Raw genomic sequence first — 20,126 nt, forward strand, 5'->3', positions numbered from 1 at the left:
TCAATATTCAGGTCTCGGCCGTCGATCTTCGACATTCGATAGTTTTCTCCGCAAACGCCTATGGCGGACCAAGCTTTGCAGCACCAGAGCAACGAGAATGAGACCGGACACGCCGTAAGCCAGCAGAACCGTGATTGCATATTTCCCAAGGTCTGGCATCAAAGTGTGCGCTCCCTAGCAAGAAGGGCCTGCGTGCGGCGGCTCATGATTTCTGACTGCGTGCGTAAAAGTACGAGTGCGAAGAACAATAAAACAAACCCGGCAATGGAAACAACGAGAGGTTGCCAAAAAACATTTGAGACATGCTCTTCCTTGTCCAACGATAACGAAGCTCCCTGGTGTAGCCCTTGGTTCCAGAAATTTACAGCGTAACGGGACATAAGTGCGAAGACTGACCCAACAAGGCATAGGACCGACGTCAAGTCCGCTGCTGTGTCGGGATCTTCGATGGCCGACCATAATGCAATGTACCCCAGATAGAACAGCGCCAAGATCATAAAGGACGTCAAACGCGGATCCCAAGCCCAGTATGTTCCCCACATCGGTTGCCCCCAAATGGCACCTGTCAAAAGAGCGACAAACGTCATCGCAAGCCCTACGGGTGCGGCAGCGCGCGCGGCGAGCGCCGAAACGTGGTGGCGCCGAATGAGCCAGATCAAAGAGGCAACCAACATCATGAGCCAAGCGTTGATTGCCATTAAAGCTGTAGGGACATGGAGATAAATGATTTTGACGGTTGATCCCTGTCGGACGTCGTCTGGTGTAAAAAAGAACCCCCAGATCAAGCCAGTTGCCAAACAAATTGCGGCCAGCACTGCGATCCATGGAAGGACGCGCTTCGATAGAGCCATAAACTTGGTTGGGTTAGCGTACTCCCAAAGCGAGTTCATTGAGGTATCACCAATGTTTCAAAGAGCGCATTAGGCGCGCTGTATGCGAGGATTTTAAGTCTAGGATTACAAACGGCAACGCCCTAAACAATCAATTATTCACATATGAATATTTGATAGCTGCGCATAAAGCAAATGAAAGCTATCAACTTCACCTAGGGACGACGTAAAAACGGAAGCAATAGAGACCATCCCAACTTGGCCGGTCGATCATCTTGCCATTGCAGCCCGATCTTCATTTCGTCGTGTCCATCTTGCGGTTGTGCGATGTAGGTTCCGAATAAGCGGTCCCAGATTGAGAGGGCAAACCCGTAGTTGCTATTGTGTTCCTCGCAATAAACTGAGTGATGAACGCGGTGCATATCTGGCGTGACCAAAACAGTTCGAATAACTTTATCCAACTGCAGCGGGATCCGGATGTTGGCGTGATTGAACATCGCGGTGCCATTCAAAATGACTTCGAACAGAACGACGGAAAATGCACTTGGTCCCAGCAGATAGACTACTCCAATTTTTAGCAGCATCGACAACCCAATTTCGATAGGGTGGAACCTAATTGCGGTTGTGACGTCAATGTCGACGTCGGCGTGATGTACCCGATGCAGCCGCCACAGCACTGGCACTCGATGGGTGATCCAGTGCTGTGCCCAAATGACAAAATCTAGGATGAAGATGGAACCGATAATCTCTAGCCAAATGGGCAGATCTACCCAGTTCAATAAGCCCCAGCCCTGAGACTGCGCATCCATTGCGGCACCGACAGCAAGAAGAGGAAGCACTACGGCCAGCAGCCTTAGCATGACGCTATCGAGTACAATGATCGCCCAGTTGGTGGCCCATCGCCGCAAACGTTTTTGCTTACGTAAGCGGCGGGGCCAAAAAGTTTCAAAAGAAGCAAACGCAGCAAACAGGCTAACAAATACAATTAGTCGAATTTGCGCTTCGTGCTCCAAAACCTACTTCCCCACCTTAAAGGCCAGAATCCATCAAAGCCTTTATCTGGCTTTCAGAAGTACCAGCAACGACGCGGCCGAGTTCTTGCTCGCCACGTAAAACCAACAGTGTCGACCGACGCGGAATGTCGCGAAAAACGGCGACTTCATGATTTTTGTATGTATCCCAATCCACTTTTACAAACGTCATGGCGTTGTCATAGGCGGGATCTGCTACCCGAAGGGCATTGATGACACGCTCTTGTCTCTTACATGTCCCGCACCAACGTGCCGAATAGTCGACAAAGACGGTTTTGCCATCCTCAAGAGCAGTTTCTATGATGCCAGGCTCATAGTCTACAAAATCTGCGGCTAATGCCATCACTGGCATCATTGTTGTCGCGAGGATACTCACGAAAAAAATACGGCGGTTCATAAGGTTCTCCAAACTCTCAAAGGACGACCGACAGGTCTTGAAGCCAGATAGGCATAACATCGAGCGCCCATGCTTCGATGACGTGGTGAAACTGAAAATAGAGCATCAGGCCAACTGCGATGAATGTGGCACCAAGGATTGGCTTGGACTTTTCTGCTAGGATACGCAACTTTTGTGCCCGCGACCGGATAGCTTCGCGCGCGCCCAACCCAAGACCAAGGATAAGGGTCGAGACCCCTAAGGCGAAACAAATCATGATCAGAGTAACATAGCCCAGATTAGTACCCTGAGAAGCCAAGGCAATCGCGCCGCCAAGAGTTGGACCGATGCAAGGTGACCAAACTGCACCCAGTAACAACCCACCAACAAATTGCCCTTTCAAGCCCGAAGCATCCATTTGCCTCATTTGCGTATCAGCCCCGGCAGCGACACCTGCTGTCGCCATTTCAAATCGACTTGAAAATATCGGGACAAACAAAATGACCCCAAAGGCGATCATTAGGAGCGCGCCGATCTGTGCCAAACGATCTTGCGTTAAGCCAATGGAAGATCCGAATGCAGTCACAAGTACGCCGAACGTTACAAATGACACACTCATCCCTGCTGCCAATGCAACCGGGCCTAAACGGTCTGCGTTCAAGGCGCTGACGAGGACAATGGGTAAAACTGGCAGGACGCAGGGATTGATCAACGTCAACAAGCCGGCAAGATAAGCAAAAACAAATTCCATTATCTTGATGTGAAGATGTAATGACGTTTAGGCAATAAAAATACGCTCACAGGGACGTCACGAAAGCGTCAACATGATCTGGATTGGCAAAATTGCTTGCCGCAATCAAAACAATCATTCATATTCATATAAAAGAATTATTGGACAGTTCAATGAGTTTCCCCAGAAGACAATTTATCGCAGGTGGTGCCGCACTGACTGCTGGTAAAATGTTCGGCTTGCACTCAAGTTCAGCGCACGCGCAAGTAACGCTTGGTGATATTAAAATTGATGTTGTCAGTGATGGATCTCTTACCCTTCCTGGGAGTTTCATATTTGAACCAATGCCGGAGAGTGAACTGCTGCCCATTCTGGAAAAGTATGGGCAATCCGTCGATGTTTTGACCCCTCCTTGCAACGTGACACTGATGCGCCAAGGGGAGCGAACGATATTATTTGATGTTGGATCTGGCCCTGATTTCTCGCCGAATTCCGGGATCCTCCTAGACTCCTTGGAAGTACTTGAGGTGGCCCCTGAAGACGTGACTGACATCGTCTTTACCCACGCTCACCCCGACCATCTGTGGGGTTTGCTTGATGACTTTGATGATCCCTTGTTCCCAGAAGCCAGCTATATGATTGGTAAAGCCGAATGGGACTATTGGATGAGCCCAAATACTATCGATGAGATCGGCGAGGCCCGCGTCTCTTTCGCTGTCGGGGCCCAACGTCGGCTCAAATTAATCGAAGACCACATTGAATTTTTCACCGACGGCGACGAGATCATATCAGGTGTATTGGCCCGATCTACGTTCGGTCATACTCCGGGCCACATGGCGCTGGAAGTTCGCCAAGGATCTGAGTCGTTGATGATTTTGGGAGATTGCATCGGGAACGATCACATCGCGTTCGCCAAGCCTGAATGGCACTCTGGTTCAGATCAGGACCAAGAGACCGCAGCGGCGACACGGATCACACTTTTGGATCAGTTGTCTCACCAAAATATGCGCGTGATCGGTTACCATCTGTCGGGAAATGGCATTGGCTATGTCGACAAGATGCCTGGCGGTTACGTTTTTGTCCCGGAGCTATGACGATGGAAAAAATCGTCCTCATAACTTTTTTGTGCGTCGGGCCCGCATTTGCAAGCGAAGACATCCCCGACCAATACCCCAGCTCGGTCCTATATGCCAAACCCGTCGAATTTATTCCGGGGGTATTCTCTGCAATCGGCGCAACGGCACCACCTACTTACGAAAATGCAGGCCACAACAACAATCTGAGCTTCATCGTGACAAACGATGGCGTCGTCGTTGTGAATGCAGGCGGATCCTATCAACTGGCCGCTGCCCTGCACCAAGAGATCAAACTAGTGACCGATCAACCCGTAAAGCTGGTCTTTAACGAAAATGGGCAAGGACATGCGATGCTCGGAAATGGGTACTGGGCAGAACAAGGCGTTAAGATTGTGGCCCACGTGGACGCGGCCCACGAGTTTGAAGAGAATGGTGGCCAATCCCTGAGAGCTGCGCAGACGCGTGTTAAAGAGCGTGCAGATCAAACGCAAGTTGTGGCGCCGAGCGAAACATTCGAAGACGTCTATTCTATTGAATTGGGGGGATTAAAGATCGAGGCGCGCAATCTTGGACCATCTCATAGTCCCGGTGACATCGTGGTTTGGCTACCACAAAAGAGCCTTGTTATCGCGGGCGACATGGCATTTCACGAACGTATGCTTCCCATCTTTTCGCATACGATGACCGCTGATTGGATCGAAACTTGGGACACTCAATTTGAAGCTTTGAATGCCACCTACGTCATTCCAGGGCATGGGCACCCAACTAATATGGACCAAGTGCGCCGCTACACCCGCGACTACCTGATTTATCTGCGCGAGAAGGTTGGGGCACATCTGGACGAAGGTGGTGATCTGGCGGACGCCTATTATATCGACCAATCACCCTACGAGCATCTAGATACTTTTGAAGAACTTGCGACAAAAAATGCAGGTCGCGTTTATGAGCAGATGGAGTTTGAGTAGTGGCTCCGATGATATCAATGCCCGTGCTCCGTAAACTTGCGGTTATCTGTCTGGCCGTTTTAGTTGCTGCCCTCGTTCTGTTCATCACAACAGCCGTTGTTTTCGCACAACCTCCAAAAATGAGCGCTATTGAAGCCCATTCCGCGACACTCAATGGTGACCTGATCATCCTCGACATCAGAAGCCCCGGGGAATGGGCCGAAACCGGCGTCGCGAAGGGCGCATGGCCTGTGACAATGCATAGCCCGAATTTCGGGCCGAACCTACAAAGCATCATTGAGAGATACCCCAACAGGTCCTTGGCCCTCATTTGCGCGACTGGAGGGCGGAGCGATCATGTCGCTACCGTTCTTGAACAAAACGGCCTGTCCGGTGTCATTGATATATCTGAAGGTATGTCTGGGAATGGAATAGCGCCGGGGTGGATCTCCCGAAACCTTCCGATTGTTGATGTCACGGTCGCGCGTGGCAAACACACGGCTTCGATGTTGAAAAAGGACTGATGATTTGGGGAAAATCATTCTCACCATATTATTGTCAATGATCACAACAGCTGCCTCTGCTCAAAATACGTTGCTAGAAACAATGGCGGACTATACCGAGTTCGCAACTTATGACGCCGGCATTATTGTCCCGGCACAGATCACTGACGATCTGTTCAGCAGCTTCACTTTCGTCGACACCCGATCTGAAGAAGAGTTTGCGGAGTCGACAATCGAAGGAGCGATTCACATCGAATGGCGGGATGTCTTCTCGCGCATAGAAGACATCCCCAAAGACAAAAAAACTATCTTGTTTTGCAACACTGGCGCGTTGTCTGCACAGGTTGTGTTCGGACTAAGAGTCTTAGGCTTTGAGAATCTACTCATTCTGCAAGGAGGATATGAAGACTGGAGACGACTTCGTTGACCTGGCTCAAGGCGCTCACTAGCTGAGCGACTTAACATACATAAGCGAGGTCATGGGCGGTATGGACATCGAACAGTTAGTTGATCACTTCGGCGCAGGCACGGTATTGTTTATTATTGCCTTAGCTGTAGGCATTCTCTTTGGTGGCGCAGCCCAGCATTCGCGCTTTTGCTTGCGCTCTGCTGCGATAGAATTCTCTGAGCGCCGTTGGGGTGTAAGTATTGCGACGTGGTTTGTAGCCTTTGGTGCAGCAGTTGCCAGCGTACAGTTCTTAATAGCGGCCGAATACTTCGACGTTTCTGAGGCACGACAAATTGCTGCAACCGGAAGCCTATCTGGCGCCATAATTGGTGGTCTATTATTCGGCAGCGGCATGATCCTTGCTCGTGGATGAGTTATTGTCAAATCTGGTGTTTAAGGGTTTCTGGTCATGCGGCGATCTGGCTGTTTTCAGTGGCTTCAATTCCGTCTTTGAATGCGACGCCGGTGATGACTTTGGCGAGGTAGTCAAAGCCGCGTAGTTTCCTCCAGTTTTGCTCGGCGCATTGCCCCAGCTTGAACATCATGTGCAGCATGCCGTCGCGTGAGAGGCAGCCCTTTGATCGTTTGGTGCGATGACGGATCGTGGCAAAGGCGGATTCAATTGGATTACTGGTGCGGATGCTTTGCCAGTGTTGTGCTGGAAAGTCGAAGAATGCCATGAGTTCCTCGCGGTCCTTTTGCAGGCACAGCGTCGCCTTGGGGTATTTGGGTTCGTAGGTTTTGATGAACAAATCTAAGGCCTTGCCCGCATCATCTTTGGTCTCAGCCTGCCAGATGTTGTGGATCGCAGCTTTGGCCTTTGGCTGAGACAGCTTGGGCAAACAGTTGAGCACATTCATAGTTTTGTGTTGCCAACAGCGTTGATGACGGGTCTCAGGATAGACTTCATCTATGGCGGCCCAGAACCCCATGGCACCATCTCCAATAGCAAGTTTCGGGGCGTTCATTCCCCGGCTTTTGAGGCTGAGGAGAGCCTCGCGCCAGCTCTGCGTGGACTCGCGCACCCCGTCCTCAATAGCCAAGAACCGCTTCTTGCCACGGGCTGTTACCCCCACAATCACAAGGGCGCAGAGCTTGTCATCCTCGCCCCGAAGGCCGCTGTGGACACCGTCAGCCCAGATGTAGACCAAGGGCTCATCGTCCAACGCTGCCTTTCTCCACTCGCCGTATTCGTTGGCCCAATCGCGCTTGAGCCGTGAGACCGTATTTGCCGACAATCCCGCCGCATCAGGGCCCAGAAGAACCTTGAGAGCCGAGCCCATTTCACCGCTGGAGATGCCCTTCAGATACAGCCATGGCAAGGCCGCTTCCAACGTTTTGGTTCTGCGCACGTACGGTGGCACCAGGGCCGAATGGAATGTCACGGGCTGGCCGTTTTTTGAGCGAACCTTGGGAATGCGCACGTTCACGGGGCCGATGCCCGTTTGGAACGGGCGCTCGGGATGATGCCCATTGCGCACAACAGTCGCATGACCGGCCTCAGTGCGCGCGGTGGTAAACTGAGACAGATAGCTTTCAAGCTCAGCTTCAACGGCTGTTGCGATCAATTGCTGCGCTCCTGTTCTCAATAAATCCGTCAGCGCGTCCGTGATCCCGTCTCGACGCGAAAAATCAACAATGTTAGTCGTTTCCATGGTGGTGTATCTCCTTCGGTTGGGCTGCTGTCTCGCAACAACAAATCAACCAGATACGCCGCCAACCTTCAAATCCCCCAAACACCAGATTCAGTCATAGCTCCTCGTGGATGCGCCAGTCGGCTATTGGTCCTTTCTGCAACGGGCAATCTTCGCGCCTTCGTTACAGGCCTCGTTCTCACTTTAACCGCGCAGGCATCGCTCCGCGGGGTACTTGCGCCCGCCCGTGAAGTTCTAAGTTCGCTTTGGACAGTGTCAGGCGGGCCTTCACGTAACCTTCTATCATATATCGAGCTATCACCTTTGGCTGTCTTTAATATTGCGTTTTTGATCCTATTGATTTCGATCTGGTTCTCATGGAAGCGGACTTGCAAACCCTCAAGGATCATTGCTGCACTATTTGTTGGTATTGCAGTCGGTCTTGGATGGTTAGGCACGTATGCTGTCGCTCAGGCATCGTTTGACGTCGTTGCGATTTCTTCTATCACATTTACCGGCCCGTCTGCTGACACATTGATGGGATTGATTAATGAAAGAGACCTGCCAATGGGTTTTGGGTCCGGACTGGTCCCAGGTGTTTTCTTTGGAGCTCTCCTAATGTCGATCATGACTAAGGAGGCGCGCATTCAAAGGTTTGAGCCAGATATGCCAATGGAAAGATACCTTGCTGGCGGTGTTCTTATGGGGTTTGGGAGCATGTTGGCTGGAGGGTGTGCTGTCGGGGCCGGGATGTCTGGGGGTTCTATCTTTGCACTTACGGCATGGCTTGCCTTGTTCTCAATGTGGGTCGGCGCATGTATCACACAGCTCGCCATCACCATTGGGCATCGCCGCAGCAAACCCTTCAGAATTGTCTAGCGCTCATGTTTGAGATTGCACAATTTGCCGCTTAATCCTTTTTAGCAGGTGGTCAGAGCCAGCGGCCTGTTTGCTTGAAATACTGCTCAGCCGCCTCGCCAAACGCTCGACGTAAGCCCTGCTCTTCTGGTTCAGCAAATCTCCGGTCTAGAATTTTCCAAAGTAGCACCGCTAAAACCAAGCCAAGGATGGATCCGTGTCCGACTGCAGACGCAGCAGTTAGCATCACAAGAGCCAGGTAGATTGGATTGCGCGAGATACCGTAGGGCCCTTCGACAATCAGGTCCTTCGGCTGGTGATGCGGTTCAATCGGTGTTTTCTTGCGGAAAAACCAGATGCCAGACCAACAAATTAGGATCAGGGCCGCAATCAATAACACCCAAGAAATGAATGTCTGAACAGGCCACGTAACATGCCACCCTGGAAACATATATTTGCCAAGGTAAACTATCCCAATACTGCCCAGCCACCATAACGGGGGGAGATCAGGAAACCCTTTCATCTATTGTGCCGCCAGCGGCATACGGGCCAGCTGGCACTGTTCCCAAAGTTCCCCAAGTGCATCGGTCAAATGCAAAATGTCCGCAGCTGAATGCACGGGTGATGGCGTAATCCGCAGTCTCTCAGTCCCCTTTGGTACCGTTGGGTAATTGATAGGCTGGATGTAAATACCATGGTCTTTCAGTAGAATGTCAGAAATATATTTGCACTTCACCGGATCACCCACCATCACAGGGATAATATGGCTCGGGTTTTTGACGTGCGGAATGCCGAGTGCTTCAAGCCGGTTTCTGACCTGTGCCACCTTTTCTTTCTGCATGTCTCGTTCCACATTGCTGTTCTTTAGGTGACGGATTGAAGCCGCGGCACCAGCAGCAATCGCCGGTGGGATTGCCGTGGTGAAAATGAACCCACTAGCAAAGCTGCGGATGAAATCACAAAGTTCGACTGAGGCTGTGATATACCCACCCATTACGCCAAACGCTTTTCCAAGCGTTCCCTCGATCACGGTGAGGCGGTCCATCAGGCCTTCACGTTCAGCAATGCCCCCGCCTCTTGGCCCGTAAAGGCCAACTGCATGAACCTCATCAAGATAAGTCATCGCGTTGTACTTGTCTGCAAGATCACAGATCTCGGCGATCGGTGCAATGTCACCGTCCATTGAGTACACGCTTTCGAATGCAATCAGTTTAGGCTGTTTCAATGGCAAAGATGCCAACTTTGCCTCTAGGTCAGTCAAATCATTGTGGGCCCAGATTATCTTTTCGGCCTTAGAATGCCGGATACCTTCAATCATTGACGCATGGTTAAGGGCATCCGATAAAATAACACAATCAGGGATACGACTTGCCAGCGTACTGATTGCAGCAGAGTTTGACACGTAGCCAGATGTGAAAAGCAAAGCCGCTTCTTTGCCATGCAAATCGGCCAACTCGGCTTCAAGCAAAACATGATCGTGCGTGGTTCCAGAAATGTTGCGCGTACCACCAGCCCCTGCCCCGCATCGGTCAAGCGCTTCATGCATGGCTTCAAGCACCTTGGGATGTTGACCCATTCCGAGATAGTCATTTGAACACCAGATGATAACGTCAGCGTTTGCGGTGCCATGTGATGTGGCACGAGGGAAAGACCCACAATGGCGCTCAAGCTCTGCAAAGGTCCGGTAGTTACCTTGGTCGCGCAACCGGTCTAGCGCACCTTTGAAAAACGTCTGATAATCCATTATTCCCCCACCGCTTCTTGGACAATCCCGTCCAACAACCTCTGCACTTCCTGCATCGCACCCTCTGGATAGTTGCGATATCCAACCATGACCTTGCCTTCACGTTCGGCAACAAAAATCCCGTACGGGCAATGCGCGATATTCATGGGGTCAATTTCCATGACTTTTCTTGAGACAACTGCAGAGCAAAAGATAAAAATATCAGCTTCGTCAAAGAGCTTCACGTCACTGCCAGTATCAGCACCGGTACGATTCAACATTTCTCCAGTGTGACTGACGTAGTCGATTACTAGGCCTTTTCCGATAATCGCGCTTTCGACGCTGAATGTTGCATCGTCAAAACTACCGTCAAAATCATAGACCGTTGATGTTCCATCTGCTTGGGCTAGCCCGGTGATAGCAAAACTTAGCAGCACACTTATCAAAAATGACTTCATAAATTAGTTCCCCCTTTTGGTTGGTTAACCCTACAAAAACCCTGGTAGAGAGCCTTGATAGAAATCATGGCTCTCTAGATTGTTATCCGAACATGTCAGCGGTGATACCTTTGTACCAGCCCTCGGACTCTTCGTAGGTCGCTTTGCGCAACTCGGCACTTTCACCAGTCTGTGAGATAAAGCCGTCGACCTTAGAAATCTTCTCACCCGTCGCTTCATAAGTTGCACCAACTTTGACACCATCGTTAGTATCAATCAGCGACCAGCAGGTGTTCGAGAACTTCGCGGGGAACACTTTGGATCCTGTCAAAGCACCGCGCACTGCATTGGCACAAACTTTGGCTTGGCTGTTGGCAGAGAAACCAGACTTCGGCATGTCGCCTTGCGACGATGCATCCCCGAGTACGTAAATGTCAGCATCCGCCTTAGTTGACATGTCAGCCGCATTTACTGTTGCCCAGTTACCATCCGTCACACCGGCAAGCTCTGCGATACGCCCAGCCTTCATGGCTGGGATAACGTTACAAACATCAACTTTGGTGACTTCACCGTCAATTGTCACGGTCATTGCAGCCGGATCAACAGATACGTTGCCACCACCAAAGTCTTCGCCGATCCAATCAATCATACCTTCATAGTGGTTTCCCCAGCCTTCCTGGAACAAGCCCTGCTTTGAAAACTTAGGCTTAGGGTCGGCCACGATGATCTTGGCTGTTGGGTTGTTAGATTTGAGATAGTGCGCAACCATGGAAACCCGCTCGTACGGGCCAGGAGGGCAGCGAAACGGGTTTGGCGGTGCGACCATCGCAAATGTACCGCCGTCTGGCATTGCAGCGATCTGCGCTTTGAGCAACTCAGTTTGCGAGCCACCTTTGTAAGCGTGTGGCATCGCGTTTTGTGCGGACAAGTCCCAACCTTCAACGGCACCCTCAACAAAGTCGATGCCGGGTGACAGGATCAGCTTGTCGTATTGCACAGAACCGCCACCGGCCAATGCGACAGTTTTGGCATCGCGATCAACACCAACGGCCCAATCATGTACGACATTCACGCCACCGGCGGCCAAGTTGCCGTAGGAGTGGCCAAGATCATCAATCTCTTTAACGCCACCCAGATAGAGGTTCGAGAAGAAGCATGTGTAGTACATGCGCGTTGGCTCAATCAGCGTAACGGCGATCTCACCCTTGCTGTCTTTGGCGATGTAGCGCGCTGCAGTTGCACCACCGGCACCACCACCAACGACGACTACACGCGGTTTGCTGTGGCCGTCTGCAAATACAGTTGGTGCGGCAAGCGTCGCTGCTGCTGCAGCGCCCGTACCTAGGAATAAACGTCTATTCAGTTTCATGGTTTTCTCCTCCCAGAGTATTACCTCTTATTCGAAGTCCTTAAAATACGCAGCAATCGCTGCGATCTCTTCATCAGACAAGCGTCCTGCCATCATTTGCATGACGGGGTGTGGTCTGAGTTTTCGTTTGTAAGCGTGCATGGCAACAACGAAGTCTTCCGTAGGCCATCCATTGATGCCGGGGATGCCATCATCGTCACCGCTGACTTGGTGGCAGGTCATGCATTCACTGGCGAGGTATTCGCCGTATTCGGGGTCACCAACAATTGCGAGAATTGCTGGATCGATATCGTGATCTGTTCCGGTGGCAGTCGGTTCCGCCTCTGGAATGTTTGAGGGGTTGTCCGAATAGACCCTCAAGTATGCCAACAAGTCTGATCGTTGCTCCGCATCAGATATCCCGCGAAAGCTCATCCGCGTTTTCGAGATAAGAGCCTTTGGGTTTTCGATATAGGCGTCTAGCGTTTCTTCGGTCCAAACCAGACCGTCATCACCGGCACGCAACATGCTCTTGGAATATTTAACACCGTCCACAGACCCTGCGACGCGGCCAAAAACGCCGTTCAGCTGCGGCCCGATACGGCTCTTCGAACCTTCACCAATCTGGTGACAGGACTTGCACTTTTTGAAGACATCAGCGCCCTTTTCAGGATCGCCAAATTCATTGGCCCAAGCGACCCCTGCTGCGAAGAATGCAGCAAGGGTCAAGGAAGTTTGCAAACGAATACCCAATGCTTAGTCCTCGAACGACTTCAGGTATTCGACGATCGCCGCCTGATCGCTTTCTTTCTTCAAGCCCGCAAAGGACATTTTAGTCCCCTTCATATAGGCTTTAGGCTTGGCAAGAAACGCTACAAGATCTTCTTCGGTCCACATCAGCCCTGCATCGGCCATTTTCTTGAGCGCCTTGGAGTACTTAAAATTGTCAACGGCGCCTGCTGCATTATCGACAATGCCTGTTAGGATTGGACCCGACCGGTTTTTCGCACCTTCACCAATCTGATGGCAAGATTTACATTTTTTGAAGACTTTCTCCCCTTTGGCAGCCAAGTCAGAGTCAAAAGATGCAGTCACAACCTCTTCTACTTCTTCTTTAACCGGCGCTTCAGTCACCTCAGCGACTTCCACCCCTGCGGCTTCTGCGACACCTTTTTCTTGGGGCGTGACGTCCAGCACCATCGCGCGCATGGTCACCTTTACCTCATCCTTACAGTTCTCCATGCAAGGCTCGCCTGTCCACTGGGCGTATTCCGCTTCGGCACGGTTATCGACGACGAAACCAGCCGCATTAGGCATCTCAACATCAAAGAAGGTCTCTTTCGACAAAACGAAATCGTCATCGATCAGGTCGTTGGAATAGAGGATGTACGCCAAAATGGCATAGACTTCATCATCGTTCAGCGTGCCTGCATTGCCATAAGGCATGGACCGTTTGATATAGTCATACCCTGTGGACAGATAGGGCCAGTACGATCCAACAGTTTTGAGCGGGTCATCATGATCCAACGTGCCAGCACCACCAGCCAGTTTGGGCCAATTATCAATGCCCTCAGCAAAGTCACCATGACATGAGGCGCATTGAGTGGCAAAAATCTCTTCACCATCGATTGCGTCACCTGAGCCTGCGGGTAAGCCTTTGCCGTCGGGGCTCACGTCACCGTCCCAAGCTGCGATTTCTTCAGGCAACGCAGCTCGACCTAAGCCAAGTTTTTCCGCCAAAGCAGGGCTTGCGATCAATCCAAGTGCCGCAACAAGAACAGCAGATTTAAGAAACTTCGACATTTTCAGCCTCACCGTTAGAGCGTACCAGCCATGTTTGAATGCAGTTGTTGTGATAGATGGAATTTAGACCCCGGACTTCGCGCAGCTGCGTTTTGGTTGGCTGAACATAGCCCGTGTCATCCATAGCACGCGATTGCAGCATCATCTCAGAACCATCCCAAATTGTGTCGAGATAGAAGCGGGTCATCGCCATCTTTTCACCCGGTTTAGCCAGACGCGCGGTCTCCCACGTCATACCCCCATCTTTGGAGACATCGACTCGGGTAATTGCACCGTGACCAGTCCAAGCCAAGCCCGTGATAACCAGAGGTCCCGTGCCATGTGTGATCGGAGCTTGCGGGCTGGGGCTTGTCACAACAGATTTGGCATCCATCGCCCAAGTCCATTTGCGGGCAACACCGTCTTCCAAAACATCAGTGTATTTGCTGGTCTCTTCTCGGCTTTCTACTGGACCATCCATTACCTCAATGCGGCGGATCCATTTGACCCACATGTTGCCTTCCCAACCGGGCACGACAAGGCGCACAGGATAGCCGTGTTCTTTGCGCAAAGCCTCGCCGTTGGCTTTGAAAGCCACCAGCACATCATCCAGTGCTTTTTCCATTGGGATAGAGCGCCCATTTGAAGATGCATCCGCCCCCTCGACAAACACCCATTTGTCCTTGAGATCGCCAGCCGTATCAAGGCCCGCTTCTTCCAGCAGAGTGCGCAAAGGCACGCCAGTGTATTCCATGTTGTGGATCATACCGTGGGTAAACTGCGCACCGTTCAACTGTGCGCCTGCCCACTCCATGCCGGTGTTGGCGGCACATTCACAAAAATAGACGTGGTTTTCGCGCGGGAAGCGTTCCAGATCCGCGTAGGAAAACACCAGCGGGTTATCGACCAACCCGTTGATCATCAAACGATAGTCTTCTTTCTTGAGATCGATCGCGCCAGAATGGTGGCGCTCAAACGCACACCCTTGGGGCGTGATTGTACCGTCCAGCGCATGGATTGGCGTAAAGTTGATCGAGCTTACGGTGTCCGCTGTCAGCCATTCTACGTTGCGGCGCACAACGTCACTTTCGTATTCGATCGGCAGCCCGTAGGGTGTTTCGTCGACACCATCACCGAATGCCTGTGCCCATGGTTGGACTTCAGTGATCAATAAATCAGGTGTTTGCGCACTTGCTTTACTTGCAAGTCCAGCCGCCGCTCCAGCGGCTATGCTGTTGGTTAGAAACGCTCTGCGTGATTTGCGGTCTGACATGTCGCCTCCGTGTCGATTATAGTCAAAATTTGATGATTAAGGTCGAATGTAAGCATAGCCGTCTTCTTGGAGCGAAATCAGCTGCACCACACCAGACGGTACCACCTCTGCTTCATCCAAGAGAACGACATCTTTACCGGACTTCTTCTTCATACCGGCCATCGTGTTTGCACATGCTGCAAAGGTCAGGTTTTCCATTTCAAGCGACATCGTTGCGACGCGGTCTGCAACGGGGCTTTTGCCGTCGATAAGCATGTTGAGGCCGGGGCCGTAAGTGACAACTTCGACGATCACTTTGTCGCCTTGGCCTTCGTAATAGGAAGTCAAGTTCGCCACGTTATTAAGCGCCATGTTCATCACCTGAGGATCGTTTTCGTCCACATGAACGGCAACGCGGTGTGTCACACCTTCAGCCCACGCGCCTGTCGCAAGTGTGGTTACCAGAACTGCCGTTGCAAGTAATTTGATCATAGTCTCACTCCCAAATGCGGGCCGTATTAAGCGCCGACCACTTTCACGCTGTTATTTGGATCAAGGGAGATAACATCTTGTTTGGCGATATGCGCCTCGACAACATCCCAGATTTGCGGGCCTTCAGTGCCTTCGTTGACTGATGCCCAACCGGCGACCTGATAGGTCTTGGACGGATCAATCGCTTCGCCTGTTTTAAGCAAAGTCATTTCTGTGATCCGTTCACCTTGTGGTTTTGTAATGTCGATCCGGTAACCAAGACCACCAACACGCACCATGTCGCCGCCCTGCTGATAGTAAGGATCAGGATTGAAGAGGTTATCGGCAACATCTTCTAGAACGACATGAAGGAACTCCCCAGTCATTTCGTTTCTGTATGCCTCACCGTAGGACATTGATGTGACATTCCAGATGTCTTCACGTGTGATATCTTGCCCCGGCAAAATCGAGGGGCCCCAACGCACGCCGGGCGAAAGGGCGATGTCTGCGTCTCGTTCTGAAATCAAGGCATCACAGATCAAGTCGTCCCATGTGCCGTTGAAGTTACCACGACGGTACAGGGTCTGATCTTCAGCGGTCTTACCGATCACCTCTGTCAACGCACCCATGTGGGGTGCCCGCTGTTCTTCGATTACTTTTGCAACTTCGGCATCAGGCTCGATAACGTCTGAAAATATCGGGATCAGCTTATGGCGAAAGCCCATCATACGCCCATCACGCACGTCAAGATCAACGCGGCTCACAAATTTACCAGTAGAGCCAGACGCAACGATGACCGTTTCGCCGATCAAAACTGGTTCTGGCAGCGCGTCATGTGTGTGACCTGACAGGATCACGTCAATGCCGGTCACTTTACCAGCCATCTTTTTGTCGACATCAAAGCCATTGTGGCTAAGGCAAACAACCAACTCTGCGCCAGCTGCCCGCACTTCATCAACCATTTCCTGCATGCGTTCATCACGGATACCAAAAGAGTATTCCGGGAACATCCAACCAGGGTTGGCGATAGGCATATAGGGAAAAGCTTGACCGATAACGGCAATTTTCACACCACCGCGTTCGAAAAACTTGTATGGCGGGAAAAGTTCTGTTGGCTCGTCCCACTCAGCGTCAAATATATTCTGGCCAAGTGCCGCGAACGGCAGGCCTTCCACGATTTCATTGACCCGGTCTGAACCCAAAGTGAATTCCCAATGAAAGGTCATCGCATCAGGCTGAAGCGCATTCATGACATTGACCATGTCTTGGCCTTGGGTTTGATAACACGTGTAGCTACCGTGCCATGTATCACCACCGTCAAGTAGCAATGCGTCTGGACGATCTGCACGAATTGATTTGATGACAGTCGCCACCCGATCCACCCCGCCAATGCGACCATACCCTTTTGCTAGCGAAGCAAAATCATCGTAAGTCAGGGCGTAGGCGGAAGGGCTACCATCATCGATGCCATAGAGCTTTCTGAAATCAGCGCCAGTAACATGCGGCACTGCCCCCTTGTTGCTACCAACGCCGATATTGACCGATGGCTCTCGAAAGAAGTGAGGCACCAGCTGAGCATGAATGTCCGTGATATGGATCAATGAGACGTTTCCATACGTGTCAAACTCCAACAACTTGTCCTGTGTCAACAACTGTTGGGCAGCGACTCTGCTCCAATTGCCAAACCCAGAGCCACCATAGAGGGCAGCCGCAGCCATGGTCGTTTGCAGAAAGTCACGGCGAGAAATCATTGGAGGCTCCAAATCATGCGCACGTATGCGCATTTGAGAATGTTAAAACAAAAAAACGGCCCCACCCAGTACCTGGATGGGGCCGTTCGAAAGTTTAGTTTCGGATGGAGGGCCCTTCGACGCTCAGGCCGTTGCCGCGAGAAGCCACATATAGTTCAAGTGCGATGAACTCGGCGCTTCCCGGCTTGTAGGTTTCTGCCCTCGTGTCGCGAACACAACCTTTGAAACGCGAGTGGGCACCGTTCAGCTTTGTATTTTTCAACCGATAGACCGGGAAACCGTTGATCTGGCCTTGGCTCAAATGGTCCGCACGGATCATCATGCCGTAGCTGTCTTCATGGCAATTAGCGCATGATAGCTCAAGCTGACCCGTGCGTGTGTAATACAGCTCTTTGCCAAGCTCCCAAGTCGATTGCGCAGGCCCGTCGATCGCAACGTTGACAGGCAGCCCACGCGACACGGAAGACAACGCAGCCTCCATGTTGATCGCATCGCCTTTATCATACTTCCAGGCTTCGGCACCCATACGGTCGGTGCGACAGGCGTTCACCTGCATTTGCAGGGTGCGGACTTCGCCAGCTTCTTCGTTCCATTTCGGATAGGTCGCTTTGACGCCTGCCATGCTGTCCATGTCATCATGACAGGACGAGCAGGACTTGCCTTCGGTACCTTCGGCAGTCACCCAAGCATCTTGCGCCTTTTCAACAAAGATCATGCCCGGATTATCAAAATCGTCCATTTGCATTGCGCGGGTTTCTTTACCGCGGAACAGCCAGCCTGACATCACCTCATCAAGAGCTTCTGAGACATGTGCTGGGGCTGCCGTCCGAGTAACCAATTCTGTTTCTTCATTCAGGATCAGTTTGTCGTCAACTGGGTCCGCATGGCTGACCGTTGTTGCCAACAAAGTAGCCAAAATGGCGCCTGTCAATTTTCTCATGATGTCCCTCCCAAGACTATTGGTTCAGCCGATGGTGATTTTTTTAGATTCTTCGTAGACCGAACCATCATCGTCATACCAAGTAAACTTGAACTCGCCTGCTTCGGGTACAAGTGCTTCGAACTCCAGATACGGATTGGTCGAAATTGCGGGTTCCAGGGTTACGTCAATAACTTTTTCGCCGTTAAAGTCGCACGTGAACCGATTGATAATCGAGCGCGGAACAACATTGCCCTCTTTATCTTTACGTTGACCGGATTCCATCTTGTGACTGATCAGCGTTTTGATGGTGATCCCTTCACCAGCCGCTGCTTTTTTTGGAACTTTGACGCGAGGCTTTACACCAGATGCCATAATAAATCTCCTTGAGTTCTTTTAACCGCCGCAGCCGCCGATTGTGACTTTGACGGTGCTTGACGCTTGAACGAATGAACCATCCTCAAGCTTGGCAATCGCCAAGACATCTTGCGTCCCGGCAAGACGGATGCGCGTCGAGGCTGACCGCGATGCCGCAAGCTTACCGAACTTAAACGTCGCGACGCTTGGTGTTGGGTTGCCCGTCGCCAAGACCATGATTTCGACAGCTGTATCGGATGACACTTCGATTGGCACCGTGTTGCCATTCTCTGCGATCTCAGGTGCCGTCAGCTTGATATCACCCGTGCCAACTTCGGCTCCGCCCGTGAACGCAGCGATTGCGTCCTCTGTAGCAGCCGACGCACGAAAGGGCAGTCCAGCGACGAGGAAAGCCCCTGCCCCCATTAGGATTGCGTTACGTCTTGTCAGTTCCATATTTAATGCTCCTTCATTCCCAAGGGGATTGATTATTCCTTGAGTGTGGACAGATAGGCCACGACATCTTCGATTTGTTGCGCGCTCAGGAGGGGGCCAAATGTATCGTCAGCCGCCTCTCCGGTATAGGCGTTGCCTGGACGAATGAAGCCTTCGGTCTTGTAGAACGACGGCATCAGGCTGTCCTCAAACATCACCTTGGCGTTTGCAACGATTCCGCGCAGTTCTGCTTCTGACCAACGTTCGCCAGCGCCATCAAGCATCGGCCCGATTTCACCTTGGAATGGTACATCCGCAAGATCGCTCACTTGATGGCACGCGACACAATTGCCTTGTTTTTTGTCACCTACAATGATGCGCCCGTTTGCTGCATCACCGGCAGCACCGGACAAGGACTGCTCAACAGAGCCTTCATTGAAGCTAACAGCTGTTGGCGAAACTTCTTCTGCATAGGCATATGATGAGATGGTCCCTGCTAGAAAAGCGGCTGTAAAAAGAATCCTCATGCGTCCTCCCAAACACTACGTTTTGTATACCGTAGCGCACGAAGCTGTGATGACGCAACAACAAATTCAACTGTTTGAATTCAAATATATGACTGGCAAAGGCCCCAAAAAAAGGGTTCTAGTCGTTCCGATCTGCAAACTTACGCGCATGATATTTCTGGAAACTTTCGTCTCCATCATAGCCTTTCTCCACGACCCAGTTAAGCATGTTGTAGGTTGTGTGTTGCCCGAACGCCCCTGGCATTTTCGCAACGGCAGCCTGCATCGCAGAGATATCAGGCCCAACTTCTTCGGGAAAAAACAGAACCATGGGCGTGAACAATGCGCCCCACTTCTTCACCATGTCTTTCTCGGGAAGCGTCGTGCCGTCAAAATCAGTGACCTCAACATCGCCGAACATGTTGACCTGGACGACAAAGTAGTTATCGCCAATGAATGAAGCTATTTCGTCAATCGGGAATACTTCTTCATGCATCTTTTTGCAGTAGATGCATCCCCGCTGCTCAATCATAACAATGAGACGTTTGCCTTCTGCATTCGCCTCCTCCAGATCCTCAGCCAGATCCTTAAAGGTGTCGCGCATCCACGGCGCTTTGTGCAGGCCATCGTCTCCGACTTCGGTAGCAAATGAATGAAGTGTCATCGCCAGGAAGACGGCAAAAGCAGTCAGTAGAGTCTTCATTGAGTATCCTCA

At 51.4% G+C, this 20,126-nt stretch carries 26 protein-coding genes; 6 read left to right on the forward strand and 20 right to left on the reverse strand.

The window, feature by feature from the left end:
* From ccmD to C1J03_RS15025, 5 genes are all read right to left on the reverse strand, one after another.
* On the reverse strand, positions 1 to 159 hold the full coding sequence (gene ccmD, locus C1J03_RS15005) for a heme exporter protein CcmD (protein ID WP_114887324.1): 159 nt from the start codon (positions 157 to 159) through the stop codon (positions 1 to 3).
* Positions 159 to 890, reverse strand: coding sequence for a heme ABC transporter permease (locus C1J03_RS15010; protein WP_114887325.1), 732 nt, complete (start codon positions 888 to 890; stop codon positions 159 to 161). The genes ccmD and C1J03_RS15010 overlap by 1 nt, the downstream gene beginning before the upstream one ends.
* A 155-nt stretch (positions 891 to 1,045) precedes the next feature.
* Positions 1,046 to 1,843, reverse strand: coding sequence for a sterol desaturase family protein (locus tag C1J03_RS15015; RefSeq protein WP_114887326.1), 798 nt, complete (start codon positions 1,841 to 1,843; stop codon positions 1,046 to 1,048).
* A gap of 16 nt (positions 1,844 to 1,859) precedes the next feature.
* Complete coding sequence (locus tag C1J03_RS15020; protein WP_114887327.1) at positions 1,860 to 2,258, reverse strand: thioredoxin family protein; 399 nt, start codon at positions 2,256 to 2,258, stop codon at positions 1,860 to 1,862.
* A gap of 16 nt (positions 2,259 to 2,274) precedes the next feature.
* The gene (locus C1J03_RS15025) at positions 2,275 to 2,988 is read right to left on the reverse strand and encodes a cytochrome c biogenesis CcdA family protein (RefSeq protein ID WP_114887328.1); all 714 of its coding nucleotides are present in this window, start codon (positions 2,986 to 2,988) and stop codon (positions 2,275 to 2,277) included.
* A 152-nt stretch (positions 2,989 to 3,140) separates the two neighbouring features.
* Between C1J03_RS15025 and C1J03_RS15030 the strand changes: the two genes are divergently transcribed.
* The 5 genes from C1J03_RS15030 to C1J03_RS15050 are packed head-to-tail and all read left to right on the forward strand — an operon-like array spanning position 3,141 to position 6,311.
* Positions 3,141 to 4,061, forward strand: a complete 921-nt coding sequence (locus C1J03_RS15030; protein ID WP_174234504.1) for an MBL fold metallo-hydrolase — start codon at positions 3,141 to 3,143, stop codon at positions 4,059 to 4,061.
* 2 nt (positions 4,062 to 4,063) lie between these two features.
* Complete coding sequence (locus C1J03_RS15035; RefSeq protein WP_114887329.1) at positions 4,064 to 5,008, forward strand: MBL fold metallo-hydrolase; 945 nt, start codon at positions 4,064 to 4,066, stop codon at positions 5,006 to 5,008.
* Positions 5,009 to 5,016: 8 nt separating this feature from the next.
* A complete protein-coding gene (locus C1J03_RS15040; RefSeq protein ID WP_254694272.1) occupies positions 5,017 to 5,511 on the forward strand; it encodes a rhodanese-like domain-containing protein in 495 nt (164 codons plus the stop codon).
* Between the two features lie 4 nt (positions 5,512 to 5,515).
* Positions 5,516 to 5,917 (forward strand): rhodanese-like domain-containing protein, encoded by a 402-nt coding sequence (locus C1J03_RS15045; RefSeq protein WP_254694055.1) that lies wholly within the window; start codon positions 5,516 to 5,518, stop codon positions 5,915 to 5,917.
* Positions 5,918 to 5,969: 52 nt separating this feature from the next.
* Entirely contained in the window at positions 5,970 to 6,311 is a 342-nt protein-coding gene (locus C1J03_RS15050; RefSeq protein ID WP_254694056.1) for a YeeE/YedE thiosulfate transporter family protein, read from the forward strand.
* Between the two features lie 34 nt (positions 6,312 to 6,345).
* Here the strand turns inward: C1J03_RS15050 and C1J03_RS15055 are convergent, their stop codons facing one another.
* Positions 6,346 to 7,593, reverse strand: a complete 1,248-nt coding sequence (locus tag C1J03_RS15055; protein WP_114883178.1) for an IS256 family transposase — start codon at positions 7,591 to 7,593, stop codon at positions 6,346 to 6,348.
* A 96-nt stretch (positions 7,594 to 7,689) separates the two neighbouring features.
* On the opposite strand from C1J03_RS15055, the gene C1J03_RS15060 reads away from it, so the two are divergent.
* Positions 7,690 to 8,451: a YeeE/YedE family protein gene (locus tag C1J03_RS15060; protein ID WP_302661625.1), complete on the forward strand. Its 762-nt coding sequence runs from the start codon at positions 7,690 to 7,692 to the stop codon at positions 8,449 to 8,451.
* Between the two features lie 52 nt (positions 8,452 to 8,503).
* On the opposite strand, the gene C1J03_RS15065 is transcribed toward C1J03_RS15060, so the two are convergent.
* The 14 genes from C1J03_RS15065 to C1J03_RS15130 form a co-directional block, all read right to left on the reverse strand.
* Positions 8,504 to 8,881 carry a methyltransferase family protein gene (locus tag C1J03_RS15065; RefSeq protein ID WP_162798551.1) on the reverse strand — a complete coding sequence of 126 codons (378 nt, stop codon included), beginning with the start codon at positions 8,879 to 8,881 and terminating at the stop codon, positions 8,504 to 8,506.
* A gap of 72 nt (positions 8,882 to 8,953) precedes the next feature.
* Positions 8,954 to 10,174, reverse strand: coding sequence for a 5-aminolevulinate synthase (gene hemA, locus C1J03_RS15070; protein ID WP_114887334.1), 1,221 nt, complete (start codon positions 10,172 to 10,174; stop codon positions 8,954 to 8,956).
* Entirely contained in the window at positions 10,174 to 10,611 is a 438-nt protein-coding gene (locus C1J03_RS15075; RefSeq protein WP_114887335.1) for a DUF302 domain-containing protein, read from the reverse strand. Before C1J03_RS15075 ends, hemA begins: the two co-directional genes overlap by 1 nt.
* A gap of 82 nt (positions 10,612 to 10,693) precedes the next feature.
* Positions 10,694 to 11,959, reverse strand: a complete 1,266-nt coding sequence (locus tag C1J03_RS15080) for an NAD(P)/FAD-dependent oxidoreductase (RefSeq protein ID WP_114887336.1) — start codon at positions 11,957 to 11,959, stop codon at positions 10,694 to 10,696.
* Between the two features lie 27 nt (positions 11,960 to 11,986).
* Positions 11,987 to 12,691: a c-type cytochrome gene (locus C1J03_RS15085; protein WP_114887337.1), complete on the reverse strand. Its 705-nt coding sequence runs from the start codon at positions 12,689 to 12,691 to the stop codon at positions 11,987 to 11,989.
* Between the two features lie 3 nt (positions 12,692 to 12,694).
* Positions 12,695 to 13,741, reverse strand: coding sequence for a c-type cytochrome (locus tag C1J03_RS15090; protein WP_114887338.1), 1,047 nt, complete (start codon positions 13,739 to 13,741; stop codon positions 12,695 to 12,697).
* Positions 13,725 to 14,993 carry a sulfite dehydrogenase gene (gene soxC / locus C1J03_RS15095; protein WP_114887339.1) on the reverse strand — a complete coding sequence of 423 codons (1,269 nt, stop codon included), beginning with the start codon at positions 14,991 to 14,993 and terminating at the stop codon, positions 13,725 to 13,727. The genes C1J03_RS15090 and soxC overlap by 17 nt, the downstream gene beginning before the upstream one ends.
* 36 nt (positions 14,994 to 15,029) lie before the next feature.
* A complete protein-coding gene (locus tag C1J03_RS15100) occupies positions 15,030 to 15,464 on the reverse strand; it encodes a DsrE family protein (RefSeq protein ID WP_114887340.1) in 435 nt (144 codons plus the stop codon).
* A gap of 26 nt (positions 15,465 to 15,490) precedes the next feature.
* On the reverse strand, positions 15,491 to 17,194 hold the full coding sequence (gene soxB, locus C1J03_RS15105; RefSeq protein WP_114887341.1) for a thiosulfohydrolase SoxB: 1,704 nt from the start codon (positions 17,192 to 17,194) through the stop codon (positions 15,491 to 15,493).
* Positions 17,195 to 17,288: 94 nt separating this feature from the next.
* Positions 17,289 to 18,134, reverse strand: coding sequence for a sulfur oxidation c-type cytochrome SoxA (soxA, locus tag C1J03_RS15110; RefSeq protein ID WP_114887342.1), 846 nt, complete (start codon positions 18,132 to 18,134; stop codon positions 17,289 to 17,291).
* A gap of 24 nt (positions 18,135 to 18,158) precedes the next feature.
* The gene (gene soxZ / locus C1J03_RS15115) at positions 18,159 to 18,488 is read right to left on the reverse strand and encodes a thiosulfate oxidation carrier complex protein SoxZ (protein ID WP_114887343.1); all 330 of its coding nucleotides are present in this window, start codon (positions 18,486 to 18,488) and stop codon (positions 18,159 to 18,161) included.
* Positions 18,489 to 18,509: 21 nt separating this feature from the next.
* Positions 18,510 to 18,926 carry a thiosulfate oxidation carrier protein SoxY gene (soxY, locus tag C1J03_RS15120; protein ID WP_114887344.1) on the reverse strand — a complete coding sequence of 139 codons (417 nt, stop codon included), beginning with the start codon at positions 18,924 to 18,926 and terminating at the stop codon, positions 18,510 to 18,512.
* A gap of 32 nt (positions 18,927 to 18,958) precedes the next feature.
* Complete coding sequence (gene soxX / locus C1J03_RS15125) at positions 18,959 to 19,432, reverse strand: sulfur oxidation c-type cytochrome SoxX (RefSeq protein ID WP_114887345.1); 474 nt, start codon at positions 19,430 to 19,432, stop codon at positions 18,959 to 18,961.
* Positions 19,433 to 19,550: 118 nt separating this feature from the next.
* On the reverse strand, positions 19,551 to 20,114 hold the full coding sequence (locus tag C1J03_RS15130; RefSeq protein WP_114887346.1) for a thioredoxin family protein: 564 nt from the start codon (positions 20,112 to 20,114) through the stop codon (positions 19,551 to 19,553).
* Positions 20,115 to 20,126 lie beyond the last annotated feature (12 nt).

It is taken from the genome of Sulfitobacter sp. SK012 (assembly GCF_003352085.1).
Lineage (GTDB): Bacteria > Pseudomonadota > Alphaproteobacteria > Rhodobacterales > Rhodobacteraceae > Sulfitobacter.